16 protein-coding genes are annotated in these 21178 nt (G+C 69.3%); 11 read left to right on the forward strand and 5 right to left on the reverse strand.

Annotated features, from left to right (window positions below; genetic code table 11):
• Window positions 1-30: 30 nt before the first annotated feature.
• The 4 genes from WFH32_RS06025 to WFH32_RS06040 are packed head-to-tail and all read left to right on the forward strand — an operon-like array spanning window position 31 to window position 9090.
• On the forward strand, window positions 31-2037 hold the full coding sequence (locus tag WFH32_RS06025; protein WP_336706500.1) for a type I restriction-modification system subunit M: 2007 nt from the start codon (window positions 31-33) through the stop codon (window positions 2035-2037).
• A complete protein-coding gene (locus tag WFH32_RS06030; RefSeq protein WP_336706501.1) occupies window positions 2034-3314 on the forward strand; it encodes a restriction endonuclease subunit S in 1281 nt (426 codons plus the stop codon). Before WFH32_RS06025 ends, WFH32_RS06030 begins: the two co-directional genes overlap by 4 nt.
• 3 nt (window positions 3315-3317) lie before the next feature.
• The gene (locus WFH32_RS06035; RefSeq protein ID WP_336706503.1) at window positions 3318-6527 is read left to right on the forward strand and encodes a type I restriction endonuclease subunit R; all 3210 of its coding nucleotides are present in this window, start codon (window positions 3318-3320) and stop codon (window positions 6525-6527) included.
• A 13-nt stretch (window positions 6528-6540) separates the two neighbouring features.
• On the forward strand, window positions 6541-9090 hold the full coding sequence (locus WFH32_RS06040) for an HsdM family class I SAM-dependent methyltransferase (protein ID WP_336706505.1): 2550 nt from the start codon (window positions 6541-6543) through the stop codon (window positions 9088-9090).
• Between the two features lie 194 nt (window positions 9091-9284).
• On the opposite strand, the gene WFH32_RS06045 is transcribed toward WFH32_RS06040, so the two are convergent.
• Window positions 9285-10904 (reverse strand): DUF6119 family protein, encoded by a 1620-nt coding sequence (locus WFH32_RS06045; RefSeq protein WP_336706506.1) that lies wholly within the window; start codon window positions 10902-10904, stop codon window positions 9285-9287.
• A 362-nt stretch (window positions 10905-11266) separates the two neighbouring features.
• Between WFH32_RS06045 and WFH32_RS19285 the strand changes: the two genes are divergently transcribed.
• Window positions 11267-11692: a DUF6933 domain-containing protein gene (locus tag WFH32_RS19285; protein ID WP_442946309.1), complete on the forward strand. Its 426-nt coding sequence runs from the start codon at window positions 11267-11269 to the stop codon at window positions 11690-11692.
• An 89-nt stretch (window positions 11693-11781) separates the two neighbouring features.
• On the opposite strand, the gene WFH32_RS06050 is transcribed toward WFH32_RS19285, so the two are convergent.
• Window positions 11782-12276 carry a phosphoribosyltransferase gene (locus WFH32_RS06050; protein WP_191794099.1) on the reverse strand — a complete coding sequence of 165 codons (495 nt, stop codon included), beginning with the start codon at window positions 12274-12276 and terminating at the stop codon, window positions 11782-11784.
• 129 nt (window positions 12277-12405) lie between these two features.
• Entirely contained in the window at window positions 12406-13368 is a 963-nt protein-coding gene (locus tag WFH32_RS06055) for an FKBP-type peptidyl-prolyl cis-trans isomerase (RefSeq protein ID WP_336706507.1), read from the reverse strand.
• A gap of 159 nt (window positions 13369-13527) precedes the next feature.
• Between WFH32_RS06055 and WFH32_RS06060 the strand changes: the two genes are divergently transcribed.
• The 3 genes from WFH32_RS06060 to WFH32_RS06070 all read left to right on the forward strand — a co-directional run bounded on the left by WFH32_RS06060 (window position 13528) and on the right by WFH32_RS06070 (window position 15658).
• On the forward strand, window positions 13528-13827 hold the full coding sequence (locus tag WFH32_RS06060) for a hypothetical protein (protein WP_336706509.1): 300 nt from the start codon (window positions 13528-13530) through the stop codon (window positions 13825-13827).
• A 236-nt stretch (window positions 13828-14063) separates the two neighbouring features.
• Window positions 14064-14867, forward strand: a complete 804-nt coding sequence (locus WFH32_RS06065) for an alpha/beta hydrolase (protein ID WP_336706578.1) — start codon at window positions 14064-14066, stop codon at window positions 14865-14867.
• Entirely contained in the window at window positions 14864-15658 is a 795-nt protein-coding gene (locus tag WFH32_RS06070) for an alpha/beta fold hydrolase (RefSeq protein WP_336706511.1), read from the forward strand. The genes WFH32_RS06065 and WFH32_RS06070 overlap by 4 nt, the downstream gene beginning before the upstream one ends.
• 15 nt (window positions 15659-15673) lie before the next feature.
• Here WFH32_RS06070 and WFH32_RS06075 read toward each other — a convergent pair whose 3' ends face one another.
• Complete coding sequence (locus tag WFH32_RS06075; RefSeq protein ID WP_225227491.1) at window positions 15674-16210, reverse strand: hypothetical protein; 537 nt, start codon at window positions 16208-16210, stop codon at window positions 15674-15676.
• A gap of 4 nt (window positions 16211-16214) precedes the next feature.
• Window positions 16215-17612 (reverse strand): hypothetical protein, encoded by a 1398-nt coding sequence (locus WFH32_RS06080; RefSeq protein ID WP_138823573.1) that lies wholly within the window; start codon window positions 17610-17612, stop codon window positions 16215-16217.
• A gap of 261 nt (window positions 17613-17873) precedes the next feature.
• Between WFH32_RS06080 and WFH32_RS06085 the strand changes: the two genes are divergently transcribed.
• The 3 genes from WFH32_RS06085 to WFH32_RS06095 all read left to right on the forward strand — a co-directional run bounded on the left by WFH32_RS06085 (window position 17874) and on the right by WFH32_RS06095 (window position 21167).
• Window positions 17874-19094, forward strand: coding sequence for a hypothetical protein (locus tag WFH32_RS06085; protein WP_336706513.1), 1221 nt, complete (start codon window positions 17874-17876; stop codon window positions 19092-19094).
• Window positions 19091-20110, forward strand: a complete 1020-nt coding sequence (locus WFH32_RS06090) for a hypothetical protein (protein ID WP_336706514.1) — start codon at window positions 19091-19093, stop codon at window positions 20108-20110. The genes WFH32_RS06085 and WFH32_RS06090 overlap by 4 nt, the downstream gene beginning before the upstream one ends.
• Window positions 20111-20219: 109 nt before the next feature.
• On the forward strand, window positions 20220-21167 hold the full coding sequence (locus WFH32_RS06095) for a tetratricopeptide repeat protein (RefSeq protein ID WP_191794095.1): 948 nt from the start codon (window positions 20220-20222) through the stop codon (window positions 21165-21167).
• Window positions 21168-21178 lie beyond the last annotated feature (11 nt).

Raw genomic sequence — 21178 nt, forward strand, 5'->3', positions numbered from 1 at the left:
GCCTCGACCAGATACGGAGATTCGTCAGTCGTGTCAGTCCTTTCCAGTCTTGTGTGGAGCGTGGCTGACACGCTGCGCGGTCCCTACGCCGAGGCCGAGTACGGCTCGGTGATCCTGCCGTTCACGGTGCTGCGCCGCTTGGAGTGTGTGATGGACGCGCACCGCGAAGCGATGGCCGAGATCGTCGCGAAGTACCCCGGTGAGCAGCAGCGGCGCACGCACCTGAAGATCGCCACCCGTACCGAGGACAGCGCCGGGCTGTCGTTCTGGACCACAAGCGCCTACACGCTCGAGAAGGCGCTGCAGGACCCGGACAACCTTGCCGAGAACCTCATTGACTACGTCGGCGGCTTCTCCGCGAACCTGGACGTATTCAAGTCCTTCGGCTTCGAGAACGTGATCCGCACCCTCGACGAGCGCGACCGGCTCGCCCAGGTCGCCCGCCACTTCGACAGGATCGACCTGTCTCCCGACGCCGTCTCGAACGCCGACATGGGCGACTTGTTCGAGAACCTCATCTACCGGTTCGCGGAGTCCGCCAACGATGGGGCGGGCCAGTTCTACACGCCCCGCGACGTTGTGAGGCTCCTGGTCGACCTCGTCTACGCCGAGGACACCGAGGCGCTGCGCGACCGCGGCACCGTGCGGTCGATCTACGACCCGACCGTCGGCACCGGCGGCATGCTGACCGTCGCCGACGAGCACCTCCACGGGCTCAACCCGGAGGCGTCCACGGCGCTGTTCGGGCAGGAGATCAACCCGCGCACCTACGCCATCTGCAAGGCGGATCTGCTCATCAAGGGCCAGGACCCGTCGAACGTCCGGCAGGGCGACACCCTCGTGGTCGACCGCTTCGAGGACCGGCGGTTCGACTACGTGCTCTCCAATCCGCCCTTCGGAACCGACTGGAAGGCCGTCGAGTCGGATGTGAAGAACGAGCACGAGCGCGGCGGCCATGGGCGGTTCGCCCCGGGCCTGCCGGCCGTCGGCGACGCCGCGATGCTGTTCCTGCTGCACGTCGCCTCGAAGATGCGCGACGTCGATGAGACCGGGCGCGGCGGCAAGGCCGGCATCGTCCTCAACGGCTCCCCGCTCTTCAACGGGGGAGCTGGTTCAGGCCCGTCGGACATCCGCGGCCACATGCTCGAGAACGACCTCGTCGAAGCCATCGTCGCGCTGCCGAACGACATGTTCTACAACACCGGCATCGCGACCTACCTGTGGGTGCTGTCGAACTCGAAGCTCGAAGAACGCGAGGGCACTGTGCAGTTGATCGATGCCACCGGGCTCGGGTCGAAGCTGCGCAAGTCGATCGGCTCGAAGCGCGTGGAGATCGCCGAGAATGGCCGCGAGGCGATCGTGCGTGCCTTCAACGGGACCGAGAGCGAGAACGACGACGCCAAGGTGCCGGCGAAGGTCTTCGACAACCTCGACTTCGCCTACTGGACCGTCACTGTGGAGCGCCCGCTCCAGCTGCGGTTCGAGTGCAACCTGTTGACGATCAGCGCCGTGGCCGAGCACAAAACGCTCGGCAAGATCGCCGGGCTGACCGAGGCGCTCGAGTCGTTCGGCGACGCGCCGTACCTGAGCAGGGAGAAGTTCAACAAGGAACTCGGCAAGCACCTCGGCGACCAGGGCGTCCGACTGACCACCGCGCAGCGCAAGACACTGTGGCAGGCCATCGGCGTGCACGACGAGGCAGCCGACATATGCGTGTACGCCTCGGGAGCGAACAAGGGCGAGCCTGAGCCCGACCCTGCTCTGCGCGACACGGAGAACGTCTCGTTCGGCTGGGGCGGCCATGCCAAGACGCACGTGGCTCTCGAGGAGACCGTGCAGGCGTACTTCGACGCCGAGGTGAAGCCCCACGTCGACAACGCCTGGATTGACTGGAGCAAGACGAAGACGGGCTACGAGATTCCGTTCACGCGGCACTTCTACACCTACGAGCCGCCCAGGCCGCTCGACGAGATCGACGCAGACCTCGAACGGGTCGTCGGCGAAATTATGACCTTGCTACGCGAGGTCGAGTCGTGAGCAGTGCTCGTTACCCGGCGTATCAGTCATCCGACTGGCCGACTTTCAACGAACTGCCGGCGCATTGGAGAGTCGTGCGCGGCCGGCACTTGGTCACGATCCAAACCGGGTCGGGCGACACGGTGGACGCCGAGGACGGCGGTCAGTATCCGTTCTACGTTCGGTCGGATACCCCACTGCGGTCATCTGGCTGGGAGTTCGACACCAGGGCAGTCCTCACAGCTGGCGATGGTGCCGGGGTCGCCAAGGTGTTTCATCTGGTATCGGGCAAGTTCATGGCGCATCAGCGTGTGTATGTGCTTCACGACTTCCGTGAGGTGACCCCCGAGTTCTTCTTCTACGCCTTCAGGAGCATGTTCTACCTGATGGCGCTCGACGGCAGCGCGAAGTCCACCGTTGACTCAGTGCGGCGACACATGATCGCGGATATGCCCTTCGGCATTCCGCCGATCGACGAGCAGCTCGCCATCGCCGGCTACCTGGATCACGAAACGACCCAGATCGACGCGCTCGTGGCCAAGCAGGAAGAGTTGATCCGTCATCTCGGTGAGCGCCGTCTCGCGGTCATCACGACGACGGCGCTGAGAGGCCTCCGGGGCGAGGAGGCAGGACAGCATGACGTCAAGCGATGGGGAAGCTCGCTGGCGGTGGAGCCGTGGCTCGCCAGAGCACCGCGGTCCTGGGGTGTGGAGCGGTTCAAGACCGTCTGTCCGCCCCGGGACGAGCGCAACGTCGCCGGCACCGAGCTCATGCTGTCGCTTACCGTGAAGGGACTTCTTATCGACCGGTCCACGATGGCGATTCAGCAGAACGCCTCGGACGCGTCGATCCCGCGGTACTTCGTGACGCGCCCAGGTGATCTCGTCGTCAATCCGATGTGGCTTACCGGCGGAGCGATCGGGGTTTCCGACAAGCGCGGTGCCGTCAGCCCCGACTACCGTGTGTTCGAGATCGCCAAGGCGCTGGACCCGTGGTACCTGCACGCGGTTCTTCGTTCCGCGCCGTACTTCGACCAGTACAGGCTGTACACCCGTTCGAATACCACGTTCGACCGGCGGATCAAGCAGAACGACCTCGACAACCTGCCCCTTCCGATCCCGCCGATCGACGAGCAGCACGCGATCGTCGAGCACATCGACGAGCAGACCTCCCGAATCGACGCCCTGATCGCCAAGGCCGAGGAGCACATCGCCCTCGCCAAGGAGCGGCGCTCGGCGCTGATCACGGCGGCGGTGACGGGGCAGATCGACATACGCACAGCACGGAAGGCGAGCTGAACCATGGCGGCACCCGACGGCACCCGCGAGGAGGCGTTCGAGACCGAGATTGCCGAGTACCTCGCGGCGCACGGCTGGGAGTACAGCGAGACAGACGATGGCTACGATGCCGAGCGCGCGATCTGGCCCGAGGACGTGCACTGGTGGCTGAGCGAGACCCAGCCGGACGAGTACGCGAAGGTCGTCCGCATAGGCACCGGCGCTGAGGCGGCGGACCGCGATGCGCTGCTGTCCTCCCTCGTGTCGCGCCTGGACACCCCGATGAGCTCCGGCGGCGGCACGTTGAACGTGCTGCGCCGGAAGTTCTCGCATACCCGCGGCGCGACCGCGCACCTGCGGATGTGCCAGTTCAGGCCGGCGACCACCCTGAATAAGGACGTCACCGAGAACTACCGGAAGGTGCGGCTCCGCGTCGTCCGGCAGGTGCACTTCTCGGCGAAGCGCGGCGATTCGCGGTCGATCGACCTAGTGCTCTTCGTCAACGGCCTGCCGGTGGCGACGATCGAACTCAAGTCGTTCTTCAAGCAGGAGTGGCGCACGGCGATCAGCCAGTACCGCAAGGATCGCGACCCGGCTGGGCAGCCGCTGCTCGGCTTCGGCACGCGCGTCCTGGTGCACTTCGCCGTCGACGACGACCAGGTCCACATGACCACGAAGCTAGCGGGGGAGAAGACCTACTTTCTGCCGTTCAACCGCGGCCACGACGACACCGGCGCTGCCGGGAACCCCCACAATCCTGACGGCGCTGCCACCTCGTACCTGTGGGAGCGGGTCCTGGAGCGCGACAACTGGCTGGCCATTTTCGGCTCGCAGATGTTCCTCAAGACCGAGGCCGACGAGGACCCCGCCACCGGCAAGATCAAGCGCTCGACGACCCTGATGTTCCCGCGGTACCACCAGTGGCGCGCGGTGACGAAGCTCGTCGACACGATCGCCGACGAGAAGCCCGGCAGGCGCTACCTGATCGAGCACTCGGCTGGTTCCGGCAAGACCAACACCATCGCGTGGACCGCGCACCGACTCGCTCGGCTCCACGACCAGGCCAACGAGAAGGTCTTCGACAAGGTCTTGATCGTCTCCGACCGCCGTGTCCTGGACGCGCAGTTGCAGCAGGCCGTCGAACAGGTCGACGACACCATCGGGACCGTTGCGGTCATCGACTCGGCCGCAGTGCGCCGCTCGGGCGGATCGAAGTCGCGAGCGCTCCTGGATGCACTGACCGGGTCCGCTCTCATCATCGTCGTCACGATCCAAACGTTTCCGTACCTCAAGGGCCTGCTGGAGACGACGCTCGGCGACAAGAACTTCGCCGTGATCATCGACGAGGCCCACACCTCCCAGTCGGGCAAGACCGCCGCGGACCTGAAGAAGGTCCTCACCGAGGGCGGCCAGATCGCGACCGACGAGGACCTCGACGCGCAGGACCTCGTCAACGAGATGATCGAGGCGGACGCCGCGCGCGAGGAGAAGATCGCAGCCGAGACGGCGGCCCGCGCCGGCGCGCGAAACGTGTCGCTGCTGGCGTTCACGGCCACGCCGAAGACGAAGACGAAGACGCTCTTCGGCCGCGAGAACGACGCCGGGCTGCCCGTCTCGTTCGACGTCTATCCGATGCGGCAGGCGATCGAGGAGGGCTTCATCCTCGACGTGCTCCGCGGTTACCAGACCTACAAGACCGCGTTCGAGATCGAGCAGCGCGGCGAGGACGGTGTCGTCACCGGCATCGTGGAGAACGACGACGACCGCCTGGTGGACCCGAAGGTCGCGTCCCGCAAGATCATGCGGTTCGCGAACCTGCACCCGACGAACATCGGCCAGAAGGTCGAGATCATCGTCGAGCATTTCCGCGCCAATGTCGCCCAGCTCCTCGACGGCCACGCTAAGGCGATGGTTGTCACGGGCTCCCGGCAGGCCGCAGTCCGCTACAAGGTCGAGGTCGACAAGTACCTTGTGCAGAAGGGCTACGGCTACCAGTCCATCGTCGCGTTCTCCGACAAGATCAGCGACGACGAATACGGCCTGAGCGACGTCACGGAGGCGTCGATGAACCCGGGCCTCGGCTCGGACCTGGCTCGGGAGTTCCGGCGGCCCGAGTACCGGCTGATGCTGGTCGCCGACAAGTTCCAGACCGGCTTCGACCAGCCACTGCTGTGCGCGATGTACGTCGACAAGAAGCTGCCGGACGTGCACGCCGTCCAGACACTGTCCCGGCTGAACCGCACCTACCGAGCGCCCTCGGGGGAGGTAAAGGACCGCACCTTCGTGCTCGACTTCGTCAACGACCCCGCCGAGATCCGCGAGGCGTTCCTGGCCTACTATCTTGAGGCGCACGTCGAGACCGCGACGGACCCGAACCTGGTGCACAAGCTCGCGACCAAGCTGGCCCAGGCGCGGATCTACACGCCGGAGGACGTGGAGCGCTACGCGGAGGCGTGGTGGGCGCCTACGCAGTCGCACGCCGCGCTGGCTGCCGCGGTGACCCCCGCTCGCGACGAGTTCGCCCAATGCTGGGCGGAGGCGATGGAACAGCAGGACGGTCAAACCCTCGACGAGCTGCAGACGTTCCGCAAGGACTGCGGCTCGTACGTGCGCTTGTACGACTTCATGTCGCAGGTGGTCGACTACGGCACCAGTGACCTGGAGAAGCTAGCAGAGTTCCTGAGGCAGCTGTCGCGGCTGCTTCCCTCCGACGAGCCGGGGGCAGACGCCGACGTGGCGGGCCTCGAGTTGCGCCGCGTCCGCCAGATCGACCAGGGCAGGGCCGACATCGGCCTCTCCGGCGACCTCGACACGCCCGAGCTGAAAGGGATCACGGGGGTTGGGTCGGGAGTCTCGCGTCCGGACCCGCAGCAGGAGCTGCTGTCGGAAGTGGTCGCCCGGATCAACTCACTCTTCGGCGCCGAGTTCGCCGACCCGCAGATCGAAGGCTTTGTGATCGCCGCCGCAGGCATGGCTGAAGAGGACCTGCGGATCACCGAGCAGATCGATCACAACGCCGTGGACCAGTTCCTGGCCTCGCCAGACCTCCGTGAGACTCTGACCGACGCCGCGGTGCTCAACGAGGGGGCGTTCGGAAAGCTCACAGTCGCGCTCACGGGAGAGAGCGAACGAGCCGACGAGTTCATCCGGCTCATCGGTCAGTACCTGTACCAGTCGCGCCGGATGCGAATGACGGACGAGACGGACTCGGATGACGCCGGTGCCTCCGAGTAGGGCGAGTAGGGCGATGGCGACGAAGAGCGCTCCGCACCCGGCAATTCGCTCGGTACTCCAGGACACGACGACGGGCGCGGGACCCGACGACTCCGAGTCCGTGCCGTACTCCGACAGGAACCGTGGCCCGGTTGGCCTGGAGCACGCGACGAGTGTGTCCTTGGCGCGGGCTCTTGCAGTCGGCGCCCTAAGTCGGCTCGATCCGAGTCTCACGACTGTCGGCGTCTGGGATCCTGCGGCCGGCCTGGGGTTCGCCGGCTTCCTCCTAGTTGAAGCGCTGCAGTCTTCGGGAGTGGAGGTCCGCTACCGCGGCCAGGACATCAACGAAGCCGCCGTGTCCGCGAGCCTTCGTCGGTTCGAGGCGGTCCACGACGCCAGGATCGCCCATGCGGACACGTTGGCGCACGACGCCTTCGGGGACTTCAGCGCCGATCTGGTGATCGTCGACGCGCCCTGGGGGATGAACTGGCGGAGCTCGGCTGCGGCCGTGGAAACGCGGCAGTCGAACGGCGAGTTCGGGTTCGGCCTCCCGCAGCGCTTCGACAGCACCTGGCTCTTCATCTCGCTGGCGCTGGAGAAGCTGCGCCCGGCGGAACAGGGCGGTGGACGCGTCGCGGCATTGGTGAACCCGGGCGCCCTGAGCTCCTCCGGCGCAACTGCGGACGTCAGGCGGCGGATCGTCGAGGCCGGCCTGCTGGAGTCGGTCACCCGGCTCCCGGATGGCCTCGCGCCGAACACCGCCATTCCTCTGTACCTCCTGACCTTCTCCAACAGAGCAGAGGACGATGGCAAGGGCAACGCGACGATCGCCGATTTGCAGACGATGTTCACCACAGAGCACCGCCGCAGGTCGATCCCGGTCGAGGCGTTCCACGAGCTTGAGTCCGGGCTGAGGACGAAGAAGTCAGGCCCGCGCAACCGCACCATCAGCACCCGCCAGTTCACGCGCAGGGACGCACGGCTGTCGCGCATCACGAGCGAAGGCCGTCAGCTCTCGTGGCGCGTCACCACGTACAACGACACAGCGATCGATGGTCGCCTCCTGGAGACCCGCTATGGTTCAGGCTCCGGCGTCTCGTTGACCGAGGAGCCACGCGAGACCGTCGACCTCGATCCCAGCCGCATCTTTGGCGACGACTCGCGCGAGTTGCTGCAGGACATAGCCGCGAAAGGCTGGCCGAGCCGCCGTCTGAGCAGTCTTCTTGCCCGCGAGCCCGAGGCCGTCCCGGATTCGGCTGACGCACAACGCGAACGCCAGTTGTTCGTCCCGACGACCCGGGCTGGCAGAGCCGCCACTGACCTGTCCGAGACGAACGCCGGCGGACGCGTCCTAGCGGTGCAGCTCGACGACGACTCGGTCTACCCGCCCTTCATGGCGGCGTGGCTCAATTCGGAGCTGGGCGTCGTCAGTCGGCTTCGTGCGATCGACAACGCCAGCTCCGGCCACCGCCCCAGGGCATTGCGGTCGGACGTCAACTCATTGATGAGGTGGGCCGACGAACTACTCGTCCCGGTGCCGGACCTCAATGCCCAGCTGGCCCTCGCGTCCGCGGACGAACGGCTCAGTTCGTTCCAGGCCGACCTCGGCGCTCGACGAGCGAGCATCTGGTCATCGCCCGAGAGCGCTGACGAGGTGGTGAGCAAGGTCGCTAGTGCCTTCGACGACTCGTTGACATCCTGGCTCGACCAGCTGCCGTACCCGATCGCATCGGCGCTGTGGACCGCGGAGTCCGCCCATTCGGTGGGAGAACAACAGCGCGCCTATCTCCACGCCTGGGAGGCGATCGTGACCTTCCATGCAACGGTCCTGCTCGCCGCGAGCCGCAACGATCCGGGCAGCAGCAGCGAGACCGAGGCCGTGATCCGTCGGACCCTGCATGAACAGCACCTCGGCATAGAGAGGGCCTCGTTCGGCACCTGGGTGGTCATCGTCGAGAAGACGTCGAAGAACCTGCGCAACGCGCTCGAGAACGGCAACGCCGATGACGTGGCCCGTGTCCGCCGCGCGTTCGCCGACCTCGGCCGCGCCGGCATCGAGCGGCTGATCTCGAAGGACGTAGTCAAGAAGTTCAACGAGCTGAACGGCAAGCGCAACCGGTGGTCCGGCCACACGGGGTACACCTCGGAGCATGTGCTAAGGACTCAGGTCGACTCGCTCGTCTCAGACCTCAGGGAGCTGCGCGGGCTCCTCGGGAATGTCTGGTCCCAACTCTTACTCGTCCGCCCAGGCAGCGCCAAACATCGTCGTGACGGCGTCGTCCAGACCGCCGAGGTCGCAGTAGGGACTCGGACACCCTTCGCGGCTCGGGAATTCGTTGTTGGGGAGCACATGTTCGACGATGAGCTCTACCTCGCCCGGCACGGATCGCAGTCGCCGCTGCGCCTCGGGCACTTCGTGCAACTGCACGTCGCCCCGAGCAGCGCCCAGTTCACCACATACTTCTACAACCGCACCGAGGGGACGAGTGTACGGATGGTCAGCTACCAGTACGGACCGGAGACTGAATTCCAGGACGACGTGGAGAACCTCCGAGCGGACTTCGGGGGGCTGGCGCTTGGGTGAGGTCGGACGCAACCGACGGATCGTCATCGACTGCTCGATGTCGGTGCGCGCCGCAGAAGTACTTCGCTTCCTAGTAGATTGCGGTTGAACTGCGTGGACGTCGTCGGCGAACCAGTGGCGGCGGCATGCTATGCGCGCTCACGCCTTCCGTATTCCCGGTTGATGGGCGCCTGCACGCCGTCGCCGAGTCGCGATCATGATGCCGGCGCGGGTTCGACAGGTATCCGTGCGAGCGCGATGCGCGTGAAGCCAAGTCGGTTGAGGTCGCGGACTGTCTGCATCAGCGTTAGCCGGCTGAAGAATGGCAGCCACTCAACCCCGGACGCGCGGGAATTGGCGATCACAGCATAGGTGACGGTCACCTTCTCGCGCGCGGGGTCTGAGCCGTTCGGAGGGATCAGTTCGAGCCATGCGGAGGGATCGGCGCTCCCAGCTGAAATCTTGATCGCCGCGCGGACCTGGTCTCGCAGCGGTCCGTCGACTAGCGACTCGGCGGAGACGTGCCCTTGGGCGAAGAGATGGCTGAGGGTCGACGAGCGGGACTTCCGCTTGACGTGGATGAGCGAGCCGTCCTTGCTTATGAGGTCGCAGAACTCGATCTTGGTCGTCGCCCCATCTGGCGCTACGAGTCTCTTGTCGAGCAGTGTGAGGTCGGGAGATGCCGCGGCGGCCCTGGCGTTGTAGTCGCCTTCAGGCTCGCCGGGGCGTCCTGGTGGGAGGGCGACCGTGGCGGACGGAAGCGCGGAGACGGCGGCGTCCACCTGGTTGACTAGAGAGTCGGCAACCTCGAACCATCGCCCTTCAACGAGGGCATACAACTTTCCCTCCACCCTCTGTTCGGAGACGAGGCACTGGTAGACGCTCCACTTGGTGACGGGGTCTTCGCCGCGGATGAACTTGACAGAGACCTTCCGTTTCTTGAGCAAGTCAACCGTCAGCTCGCCGGACTTCGTCGCGGGTACGGCAATGTAGGCATCGAGGTCGAGCTCGTCGAACTGAGTCTGCCGTCTCGTGGGCGTGATGACGAAGTGTTCGATGTCCTCCCACTCGAGGTTCTCGGGCATCGCCATATGCGTCGAGTCGGTCACCCCAACCTTGAGCTGGTCCACCATCAGTTGGTCGAGCGCCTCAACGAGAGTCGGGTTCCTCACCTCGGCAAGCTGATCGACCCAGCCGAAGGCGTCCTGGTACTTGGTTGCGGTGTAGTGGATGTACAGATCCCGAAGAAGCGCGGGTAGATCGGAGACCGGCGTGTCGACGCCGAGTACGAGCGCGTCCGCACCGCTGACCGACTTGTATCGGCTGCCGTCTGGGGCACTCCCGGTGACTGCGCGGAGGATGTCCCGCAGTATGTCAACTCCGAACGTTGGGAGCTCCGTAGTCCGACTCGTCTGCGTGTTTGTCGACACGACCATCTCGTCAAACTTCTTCGTGTCCAGACTGCGGATCTGCCGTTCGTCGATCAGGTTGAGGGCGACCTTCAGTCCGAACCGTCGCTCGATCTTCGCTTGGTTAAGGAAGGTTCGGCCGTAGCCAAACGTAAGGGCGAACATGTGGTTGTCGACCTTCAGGACGAGCAGGCCAGACGCGGAGGCTGACTGGACCCCCTGAAGCCCTCCCTCGACAACCGGCTCGACGTACGTCGCCCATGATGGAGTGCTCGGGAAGTTCTTCCTCGAGTAGAACCGGCCGGCGAGTCCTGAGCCCGCTGTCAGCTCGCTGTGGACGAGTCCTGTGGTGCCATCCTCGGCAAGGGCATCATCGGGCTCGGTAACCTCGCGGAGGAGGAAGATCGTGAGACGCTGCGTAGACATGCGTGGCTCCCTGAGAATGTGCCTCGAAGGTACTGCTCGGGGATGCCTCGGGAGTCCAGCGTGGTCGATGGATCGTGGGTGAAATCTGCCGGACTCGCGATCCGGCAGCGCGGGGCATCGCGGGTCCGGACCGGTTCCGAACCCAAGCACCGCGGTCGCGCCCTCTGCCTTCGATGGGCCCGGACGGCCAACGGGCTGCCCACAGACGACGACGCGACAAGTCGGGGTACCGACCTCGCCTCGGCGGGGAGAGCGCACCGCGAGCCCCGATTCTCAAGCGGTTCTCCAACAGCCGAAGCACTGATGGTGAAACGCCAGGTCAAGTGGGATCTGTGCAGTTCAACGTCTGAAGATTGGCTACCGTGCTGGTTCTCCGTACGACCAAGAAGCTCCGAGACAAGATCGACGGTGTACCGCCGGAGTCAAGGGAAGAGCCCACGACGCGCCTTGGTGACTGGTGCGCCAGCCACGTCCCGTGGCGGCCCCAGCACGCGATTCTCATCAACGGCCGCACCCTCTTGCCCACAGCCCGTGCAGCACGTTCCCAGACACGGAACTCGCGGCGGTCATCGCGGAGCGCTCGGCGTAACCTGGAGGGGTTCGTCGGGCCGTTGAGCAGGCCGCGATCGACACGACCGATCACGAGTGGCACGCAGGTGGCACGTCGCCTCCCGTCCACGGCGAGATCCGCGGGATTCCGGGCTCGACACCCCGGCCAGGCAGGAACTGGGACTTCTGATCCCGTCGACCGTGCCCGTCAGGTCCGCGCTCGCGTGAGCCCGCGCTGACCCGGCACCGGCACGGCATCCCGCGGACGACCGACGCCCCGCTGCTCCTCGAAGGAGCGACGGGGCGTCGTCGTGCTCGTGGGGGCGCGTCAGTCGTTCGGCCTCGACATCGCGCCCTCGACCGGAGGCTCGGCCGACCACGGGAACGTGATCCACAGGTCGGTCTCCTTCCAGGCGAAGTCCGGCTGGATGATCGTGCGCGGCTTGGTGTAGAGCACCGCAGAGCGGGCCTCTGTGCCGTGCTCGGCGAGCATGCCCATGACCAGGGCGAGGGTGCGGCCCGAGTCCGCGACGTCGTCGACCACGAGGACCTTCGACCCCGGGAGCTCGGACGTGTCCATGAGCGGGGGCAGGACGCGCGGGTCGGCGAGGGTCTGGCCGATGTCCGTGTAGAACTCGACGTTGAGCGTCCCCACGCCCTTTGTCCCCAGCGCGTACGCCACGGCGCCACCGGGCAGGAGGCCGCCGCGGGCGATGGCGACCACGACGTCGGGCAGGAAGCCGCCGGCCACCACCTGCTCGGCCAGCTGCCTGGACGCGGTGCCGAACAGCTCCCACGTCATGACTTCACGCTCTGTGCTCATGGGCAGAGCCTAGGTGCTGCACCTGGGGGTCGGCCCGCCGAGGGCCGAGCGCAGGACGGCACGGTCCAGCACACGAGAAAGGCCGCCCCCCGCGAACGGGAGGCGGCCCTTCGGTGAGGCTGAAGAGACTCAGTACGCCGCGAGGATGTCCACGACGAAGACGAGGGTCTCGTTCTGCAGCTCGTGGCCCTCAGAGGCGCCGTAGCCGAGCGACGGCGGGATGACGAGCAGCACCTGGCTGCCGACCGTCTGGCCCGTGAGCCCCTGCGTCCAACCGGCGACCACGCCGTTCAGCGGGAAGGTGGCGGGCGTGCCGCGGTCCCACGAGGAGTCGAACTGCGTGCCGTCGAGCTTCCACCCGGTGTAGTTCGCGATGATCGTCTGGTCGGCGGTCACCTCCGGGCCGGTGCCCTTGATGAGGGGCTGGACGACGAGCTCGGTCGGCGCCGTGTACCCCTCGGGGATCGTCACGGTCGGCTTGCCCGTGTCGTCGAGCGTGACGACGGGGAGCCCGTCGGCCGGTGTCACGGCCTCACCCTCGGCGCGGGTCGGCACGTCGGCCGGGTCCGGCACGTCCTTGGTCTCGACGACCTCGGCGACGGTCACGAGCGTGCCCGAACCGTCGTTCATGGGAGCGGCGAAGAGGAAGCGCGTCCCGACCTTCTTGCCGACGAGGACGTCGAGCAGCTGCGGGTACAGGTTGTCGTCCAGGACGAGCTGCTCCGGGCTGTTCGTGTCCCACGTCGACATCGCCTTGCTGCCGTCGGTCCCCAGGAAGGCCGCGGACTGCATCGAGATCTGCTGCCCCTTGGTGATCGGGTCACCGTCGCCCTCGTCGAGCGACCGCGCGGTCGCCGCCGAGACCGTGAACGGCGTCTCGAACTCCACGGTGGGCTCGGCGCCGACGTCCCCGGTGACCTTGACGGCCTCGAGCGCCGCGATGTCCTCTGCGGAGGGCGTCGGGATGTCGGTGGCGGCGGCGTCGGAGGGCGACGGGCTGGCGCCGCCGTCGTTGCCGCTCGCGCAGCCGGAGAGGACCAGGGCGGTCCCCAGGGCGATCGCGACGAGGCCGCGGGAGGTACGGAGCTTCACAGGGATCCTTCGTTCGGGGGTGTCCGCGCACGACCGGTGGCGAGCACGTCGCCGAGCACGGGTTGCAGGCCAGGTAACTCTAGCGGCACTCTCTGGGAGGCCGCTGGGAGGGGCGCCTCGTACGCCGCGAGCAGGGACACGAGCAGGGACAATGGACGGATGCCGTCGAAGCGTCCCTCCCGTCGCCGCCCCTGGGGGGCAGAACCCGCCCCGCTCGACCTGGGCCGTGCCCTGGGCGGGCTGCGCTCGGAGTCGGGGGCTGACGGCGAGTGGTCGGTTCGCACGGTGCGCTCGGGCGACAAGTCCTATGTGTGCCCGGGGTGCCGGCAGACCATCCCGGCGGGCACGAGCCACGTCGTGGCCTGGGCGAACGACTCGATGTTCGGCGCGGCCTCGGCCCTCGAGGACCGCCGGCACTGGCACCCGGGCTGCTGGTCCGCCCGCGAACGCCGGCGCTGACGCGTGCACGGCATGGCCCCTCACGTCGCCGGGCCGTCGCCCGGCGGAACCGGCGGCTAGGCTCGGTCGTGATGAACTCGCACCGTCCCGCCCCCGCGACCGACCACCCCGACGAGCCCGCCGCCCAGGCCGAAGACCAGGCCTCGGCCCCTGCTGCCGCGACGCAGCCCGCACCGCAGGAGCCCCCGGCGGCGCCCACGGCCCCCGAGGGCAGGCCCGCCGAGCACGGTGCCCCGATCCGTTCGCTCACGGTGCTGCCGGCCCGCCGCGAGGACGTCGAGCTGCACACCGCGGACGGCCTGACCCTCGTGGGTGAGCTCGCGCTCCCGGCGCACGCTGCGCCGTCGGGCACGCTGATCACGCTGCACCCGCTGCCCACGCACGGCGGCTACATGGACTCCCACGTCTACCGCAAGGCCGCGTGGCGCCTGCCCGCGCTCGCTGACCTCGCGGTGCTGCGCTTCAACACCCGGGGTACGTCGTCCCCGCGCGGGACGAGCGAGGGCGCGTTCGACGGCGGCGAGGCCGAGCGCTTCGACGTCGCCGCCGCGATCGAGCTCGCCGAGTTCCACGACCTGCCGAACCGGTGGCTCGTCGGATGGTCGTTCGGGACCGAGATCGCGCTCAAGCACGGCACCGACCCGGGCATCGAGGGCGCGATCCTGCTCTCCCCGCCCCTGCACCGCGCGACCGACGACGACCTGGACCGCTGGGCGGCGTTCGGCAAGCCGCTCGTGGTGCTCGTCCCTGAGCTCGACGACTACCTGCGCCCCGACGAGGCACGCCGCCGGTTCGCGCGCGTGCCTCAGGCCGAGGTCATCGCGGTCGAGGGGGCGAAGCACCTGTGGGTCGGGGAGCCGTCGGTGCGCCGCGTGCTCGACGAGATCGTCGCGCACGTCCTGCCCGGCTTCCCCGTGCCGCTGCCCACGACGTGGGACGCGGCGACCGAGACCGGGACCGACACCGAGTCCACCGACCAGGCCTCCTACGACGCGAGCCGCACGCACGTCCAGCCATCGACGACGGGACAGGAACCATGACCACGACCGACCGAAGCCTCGCCCTCCACACGCTGCGCCACGGTCACGGGCTGCCCGTGCTGCTCGTGCACGGCTTCCCGTTCGACCACCGCATGTGGCTCGACGTCGCCGCCACCCTGCCGAACGGCGCCACGGTCCTCGCGGTGGACCTCCCCGGCGCGGGCCAGAGCCCGCACGGTGCCGAGCCCGCCTCGATCGAGGCCGCGGCGGACGGCGTGGTCGCCGCGGCGCGTGCCGCGGGGGTCGAGCGCGCGGTCGTCGTCGGGATGTCGATGGGCGGCTACGTCGCGCTCGCGGCCGCCGAGCGGCACCCCGACTTCACCGTCGCCCTGGGCCTCGTGGACACCAAGTCCACGGCCGACACCGACGAGGCGCGGGCCAACCGCCTGCGCATCGCCGACGCCGTCACGAGCAGCGCCACGGTCGACTCCGTGCTCGGCATGCCGGGTGCGCTCCTCGGGGCGACGAGCAAGGTCGCGCGCCCCGCGCTGACGGCCCGCCTCGAGGAGTGGATCCGTTCCCAGCGGCCCGACGGCGTCGCGTGGGCCCAGCGCGCCATGGCCGCCCGCCCGGACCGCACCGAGGTCCTGGCCCGCTTCGCGGGTCCGGTCACCGTGGTCGTGGGCGAGGAGGACACCCTGACGCCCGTCGAGGCGGCAGAGCACATGGTCGCGGCCGCACGCGGCACCTCGCTCGTCCTGGTGCAGTCTGCCGGCCACATGAGCGCGGTCGAGGAGCCGGCAGCGGTCGCGAACGCGCTCGGAGACCTCTGGGCGACCGCCAAGGGGTGACGCCGGCGGCGCGGGTCAGCCGCGCTCGAGGACCAGCGCGATGGCGTCGGCGAGCGAGATCGACTCGCCGTCGCGGCCGCCCTTGCCGAGCACGAGCGGCGGGTCCGAGGGCGTGAGGACGGCGCCGCGCAGCCTGGCCGAGAGCCCGCCCGGGACGCTGAGGACGTAGAACGCGCCGTCCGTGCCGACCGCGAGGGTCCGGTTCTTGCGCAGGTACCAGCCGAGCGTGCGCGTCCGGTACGTCGCGTCGCCCGCGTACGACCGGGCCTGCAGCGGCACGGGCGCGATGCCGCGGCGCCCGGCCTCGGCGACGAACTCGTGCAGCAGGACCGCCGCCTCGGCGGACTCCTGCGCGCGGCGACGTTCGAGCTCGGCCGCCTGGTGCGCCGCGGCCTCGGTGCGCTGGGCACGCCAGGCGGCGACGTCGTCGGGCCGGCCGGTGCCGGGGACGGACGGCGTGCCGGCGGGACCGCCGTGCGTGCTGGCCCCCTCCGGACGCGGCGACGGCGACGACCCGGGAGTGCGTCCCGTGCCGTCGCCGTCGGTCGTCATCTCGTCAGCCCTTGGTCCGGGCCGGAGCCTCGGGCTCGTCGGCCGTGCGTGCCGACTCGGCCTCGGGCTCCGCGGCCTCGACCTGCGGGAACTCGGCGGTCATGAGGTTGGCCGCACGAGCGCGCTGGGCGGGAGTGCCCGCGATCGCGGCGGGAGCGGCGGCCTTCGCCTTGGCCGCACCCGCGTCGCTGTCGCCCAGGAGACCGCGCAGCTCGTCGAGGTACGTGTTGATCGACTCGTGCTGGCGCGTGAGGTCCTCGAGCTGGCGCTGAGCGGCAGCGCGCTGCTGCTCGGCCTCCGCCTTGGCGTCCCCGACCGTCTGCTCGGCGAACTCGCGGGCCTCGGCGACCACGCGGTCCGCGTTGTGGCGCGCGGTCGCGATGACCTCCTTGACGTACTCGTCGGACTCGGTGCGGACCTTCTCGGCCTGCTCGAGCGCGGCGACCACCCGGGCCTCGGCGTCCGAGGCGTGCGACTCGGCGGTCGTGACGAGCTTCTCGGTCTCCTCCTTGGCGACCTGGTGACGTGCGGCGCTCTCCAGCTCGGCCTCCTCGCGGCGGCGGGCGATGTCGAGCTCGGCCTCGGCGAGGGCGGTCCGCGCCTTCTCGCGCAGCTCCTCCATCTCCGACGTCACGGCGTTCGCGGCCTCGGACGCGGCGCGCTTGGCCTCGGCGACCTGGCGCTCGGCCTCGCGGCGCGTCGTCTCGCGCAGCTCGGTCGTCTCGCGCTCGGCGGCCTCACGCATCGCCGCGGTCTCGGCGGAGACCCGGGCGCGGAGCTCCGCGGTCTCGCGCTCGGTCGCGACGCGCAGCTCGGTCGTCTCGCGCTCGGTCTGGGCACGCAGCGTGCCGAGCTCGCGCTCGAGGCTCGAGCGGCGCTCGCTCTCCTCGGTGTTCAGCGCGCTCTGGATCCGGGCGGCCTCGCGCTCGGCCGAGCCGACGAACTCCTCGGCGCGGCGCTGCGCGCCGACCAGCGTGCTCTCGGTCTCCGCGGCGGCGGTCGAGCGGATCTCCTCGGCCTCGCGGCGGGCGTTCGACAGGAGCTCGGCGACCTCGTTCTCGGCCCGCGAACGGATCTGCCCGCCCGCGACCTTGGCGCGCGACATGATGTCGACGGCCTGCGCGTTGGCCTGGGCCAGGATGTCGGCCGACTGCTCCTCGGCCGAGCGGAGGAGCTGCTCGATGCGGGAACCCAGACCGGCGTACGAGGGCCGGTCCGTCTCGCGCAGCTGACGCTGTGCGTCCTGGAGGTCCGACGTGAGCTGCACGGCCCGTGCGTCAGCGGCCTCCGCTCGGTGTCGGGACTCCTCGAGGTCCTTCTCGAGCTTGGCCAGCTGGCCTTCCACCATGATGCGGTCGTATCCGCGCATGGTGATGGGGAACAGTGTGCGTTCGTCGGACACGGGTCGACCTTCCGCCTTGGGCTGGTCCACGCCAGCATGGGTGTCGGGGGATGAGTGCCGGCGCGTCACCGGCAGCCCGACCTGTGGATCGTCCACCAGGATACGTGGCCCGGCTGTGTCCTGAATACCCGGAATGGGTACCGTCAGGGTGTCGCGAGGAGTTCGTGAAGAGTCTGCGGCGATCGTCGCCATCCGGCGAACTTTCGAATCCGACGCTCGTTCGCCTCTATTGTGGATTGTCCATGACGAAGGGAAAACTCGGTGCTTCAACGAATCCTGGCCGCCGGCCTGATCGTGCTCGGCCTGGTGGGGATCGGCACGGGGGTCGCCTCGGCGACGATCTGGCGTGAGAGCGAGACGGTGGTCGCCACGACCCCCGCCGGCGGCTCCTCGCCCCTGGTCGTCTCCGATCCTGGCGTCCTCGACATGGTCGCGGGCGACGTGACCGTCACCGCGAAGACCTCGGACGACAAGCCCGTCACGCTCGTGATCGGCCGCGAGGTCGACGTCGAGGGATGGGTCGGCACGGACGCCCACACTGTCGTCACGGGCCTCACGGACTGGGACACGCTCTCGACCAGGTCGGTCGCCGCGCCGCCTCCGGCGGAGGAGACCCCGGCCGAGGGCGAGGCTCCCGCCGAGGGTGAGGTGCCCGCTGAGGGTGACGCCACGACCGACGAGGCCGCTCCGGCGCCGGTCGTCGGCGTGGACCCGGCCGGCTCCGACATGTGGTTCGCCGAGTCGTCGGGCGCGGGCGAGGTCAGCCTGCGCTGGTCCGACCGACCGGGCCGCTGGAGCCTGCTCGCTGCCGGTACCGGTGAGGACCCTGCCACCCCGGTCGTGACCCTGACCTGGGCCCGAGAGGTCTCGACGCCCTGGCAGTGGCCGGGGATCGCCGGGGGCACCTTGCTCCTGCTGGCCGGGCTCGCGATCGGCGTGATCTCGTTCGTGGGTGGCAAGAAGGACGGCAAGAAGGGCGGCAAGCCGTCCGGGCGCACCACGAAGGGCAAGGGCGACGAGCCGACGGCTGGGACGGCCGAGGGCACCGCAGGCCCGACGGGTGCGCCCGCACCGACCGACCCTGCGTCCGGCGACGCTCGAGGCACCGCCCAGCGGGAGCCCTCGCCGCAGACCGGCGCGACCGCCACGCTCACCCGCCGTGAGCTGCGGGAGAGGGCCGAGAGGCAGCGCCTCGAGGCCGAGAGCGCAGCCCAGGAGGAGGCGCGCGCGCAGCGCCCCCGCAACCGGTGGCTGACCGGGCAGATCCCGGTCGTGCCCGGTCGGCAGAAGAACGCCACCGCCGCCCAGCCCGTCGTGCCCGCCCCGACCGCCGAGCCGCAGGCCGGCGCCGACGGTGGCTCGGCCGCCCGGGCCGACGCCTGGCGTCAGGCGTGGGGCTTCGGGCAGACGAAGGCTGCCCCGCCCACGTCGGGCGACGACGACCAGACCCAGACCCCCGACACGACCGGAGGAGACCGATGAGCAAGCGCACCCCCCGCCGCTCCGCGACCCGCACGGCCGCCGTAGCAGGTGTCCTCGCAGGGGCCATCCTGCTCGCAGGCTGCGCCTCGCCCGTGCCCACGGCAGACCCGGACCCGACGCCCACCGAGGCGGTCCCTGCGCTGACTGCCGACCAGATGGCCGAGGTCCGCACCGCGGTCGGCACCTCGCTCGACGAGGCGGCCGCGACCAACGACGCCGCCCAGCTCGGCAACCGCCTCGCCGGCCCGGCGCTCTCGCTCCGGACGAGCCAGCTCGCGGTCGCCGCGGTGCGGGGCAACCAGGACCTGGTCACGAAGCTGCCGACCGACGTCCAGCAGGACATCATCACGACGACGGACACCTGGCCCCGCCAGACCTACGCCGTGACCGTCCAGCCCGAGGACCTCCAGTCCCCGCGCCTGCTCGCGTACGAGCAGACGGCGGCCCGCGACCCGTACAAGCTGTGGGCCTGGGTCAGGCTGTTCCCGAGCGCGACCCTGCCCGCGTTCGCGGGCCCTGCGGTGGGCAGCGAGTCCGTCCCGATGGACGACCCGTCGCTCCTCGTGACTCCGGCGGACGCCGTGGCGCAGTACGCGGACGTCCTGACGCTCGGTGCGGGCTCCGCGTACGCCGGGTCGTTCGCCGACGACCCGCTGCGTGCGTGGGTCGCGAACAACGCGACCGTGCAGATGGCCGAGCTGAGCAAGGCCGAGGGTTCGTTGACCATGACGTTCACCCCGACGCCCGACCAGGCGCGCGCGGTGCGCACGGCCGACGGCGGCGCGATGGTCATGGCCGGGCTGACCGCTCTCGAGACGCGCACGATCGAGGAGGGCGGCAAGATCGCTCCCGGGTCGGACACCGAGAAGGCGCTCTTCGGGGCCAGCGAGCCGACGAACAAGCTCAACGTCGGGTACACGACCATGGTCGCGATGTACATCCCGCCCGCGGGTGCGACGACCGGCGTCCAGGTGCTCGGCATGGAGAACGTCGCGACGTCCGTCGCGACCTCCTGACGCCTCAGGGATGCGCCCGGTCCCGGGCGCCCCGCCACCCGTGTCCCGGCCGCGTGCCGCCCGTCGTCGGACGCGCGGCACGCGGCCGGATTCTTCATAGGATGTAGCCATGAGCCAACCGAGCCAGCAGCCGAACTTCGACGTCCGCGGTGCCGTCGACCTGTCGTCCCTGAATCGTCCGACGGCCCCTCCGCCCGGCGCTCCTGGTGGCGCGCCCGAGGCCGGTGGCTACGTCGTCGACGTGACCGAGGAGTCGTTCCCGCAGCTCGTGCAGGACTCGACGCAGTACCCCGTCGTGGTCCTGCTCTGGATCCCGACGGACCAGGCGAACGCGCAGCTCGGCACCGAGCTCGGCGCGATCGCCGAGGAGTTCGCCGGGCGCTTCCTCCTGGGCCGGGTCGACGCGCAGACGTACCCGCAGATCGCCGCCGCCTTCCAGGTCGAGAGCGTCCCGACGGTCGTCGCGATCGTCGGCGGCCAGCCGGTCCCGCTGTTCCAGGGCGCGGCCGCGGGGGACCAGGTCCGTGCGGTCCTGGAGCAGGTGCTGCAGATCGCCGAGGGCAACGGCGTCACGGGCCGTGCGCCCGCCCAGGGAGGAGCCCCCGCGGCCGAGGCTGCGGAGGCCCCGGCTCCCGAGCCCGAGCTGCCGCCGCTGCACCAGGAGGCGTACGACGCGATCGAGCGCGACGACTTCGACGCGGCCGTCGCGGCGTACGAGAAGGCCATCAAGCAGGACCCGCGCGACCACCTCGCGACGGCCGGTCTCGCACAGGTGGGGCTGCTGCGCCGCACGCGCGACCTGGATCTGCAGGCCACGCGCGACGCCGCGGCGTCCCGGCCCACCGATCTCCAGGCGCAGCTCGACGTCGCGGACCTGGACGTCCTCGGGGGCAAGATCGAGGACGCCTTCGGGCGCCTGCTCGACCTGCTGCCCGGGTCGAGCGCCGAGGACAAGGAGACGCTGCGCCGTCGGCTCGTCGACTACTTCGAGATCCTCGGCCCCGCCGACCCCCGGGTCGGCAAGGCACGCCAGCTCCTGGCGATCAACCTGTACTGACACCCGCGAAC

It is taken from the genome of Oerskovia sp. USHLN155 (assembly GCF_037145535.1).
Lineage (GTDB): Bacteria > Actinomycetota > Actinomycetes > Actinomycetales > Cellulomonadaceae > Oerskovia > Oerskovia rustica.

Excerpts from the sequence above, each read along its gene's own strand:
- WFH32_RS06035 (WP_336706503.1), top strand. The coding sequence starts at position 3,318 with ATGGCGGCACCCGACGGCACCCGCGAGGAGGCGTTCGAGACCGAGATT.
- WFH32_RS06040 (WP_336706505.1), top strand. The coding sequence starts at position 6,541 with ATGGCGACGAAGAGCGCTCCGCACCCGGCAATTCGCTCGGTACTCCAG.
- WFH32_RS06045 (WP_336706506.1), bottom strand. The coding sequence starts at position 10,904 with ATGTCTACGCAGCGTCTCACGATCTTCCTCCTCCGCGAGGTTACCGAG.
- WFH32_RS06050 (WP_191794099.1), bottom strand. The coding sequence starts at position 12,276 with ATGAGCACAGAGCGTGAAGTCATGACGTGGGAGCTGTTCGGCACCGCG.
- WFH32_RS06060 (WP_336706509.1), top strand. The coding sequence starts at position 13,528 with ATGCCGTCGAAGCGTCCCTCCCGTCGCCGCCCCTGGGGGGCAGAACCC.
- WFH32_RS06070 (WP_336706511.1), top strand. The coding sequence starts at position 14,864 with ATGACCACGACCGACCGAAGCCTCGCCCTCCACACGCTGCGCCACGGT.
- WFH32_RS06075 (WP_225227491.1), bottom strand. The coding sequence starts at position 16,210 with ATGACGACCGACGGCGACGGCACGGGACGCACTCCCGGGTCGTCGCCG.
- WFH32_RS06090 (WP_336706514.1), top strand. The coding sequence starts at position 19,091 with ATGAGCAAGCGCACCCCCCGCCGCTCCGCGACCCGCACGGCCGCCGTA.
- WFH32_RS06095 (WP_191794095.1), top strand. The coding sequence starts at position 20,220 with ATGAGCCAACCGAGCCAGCAGCCGAACTTCGACGTCCGCGGTGCCGTC.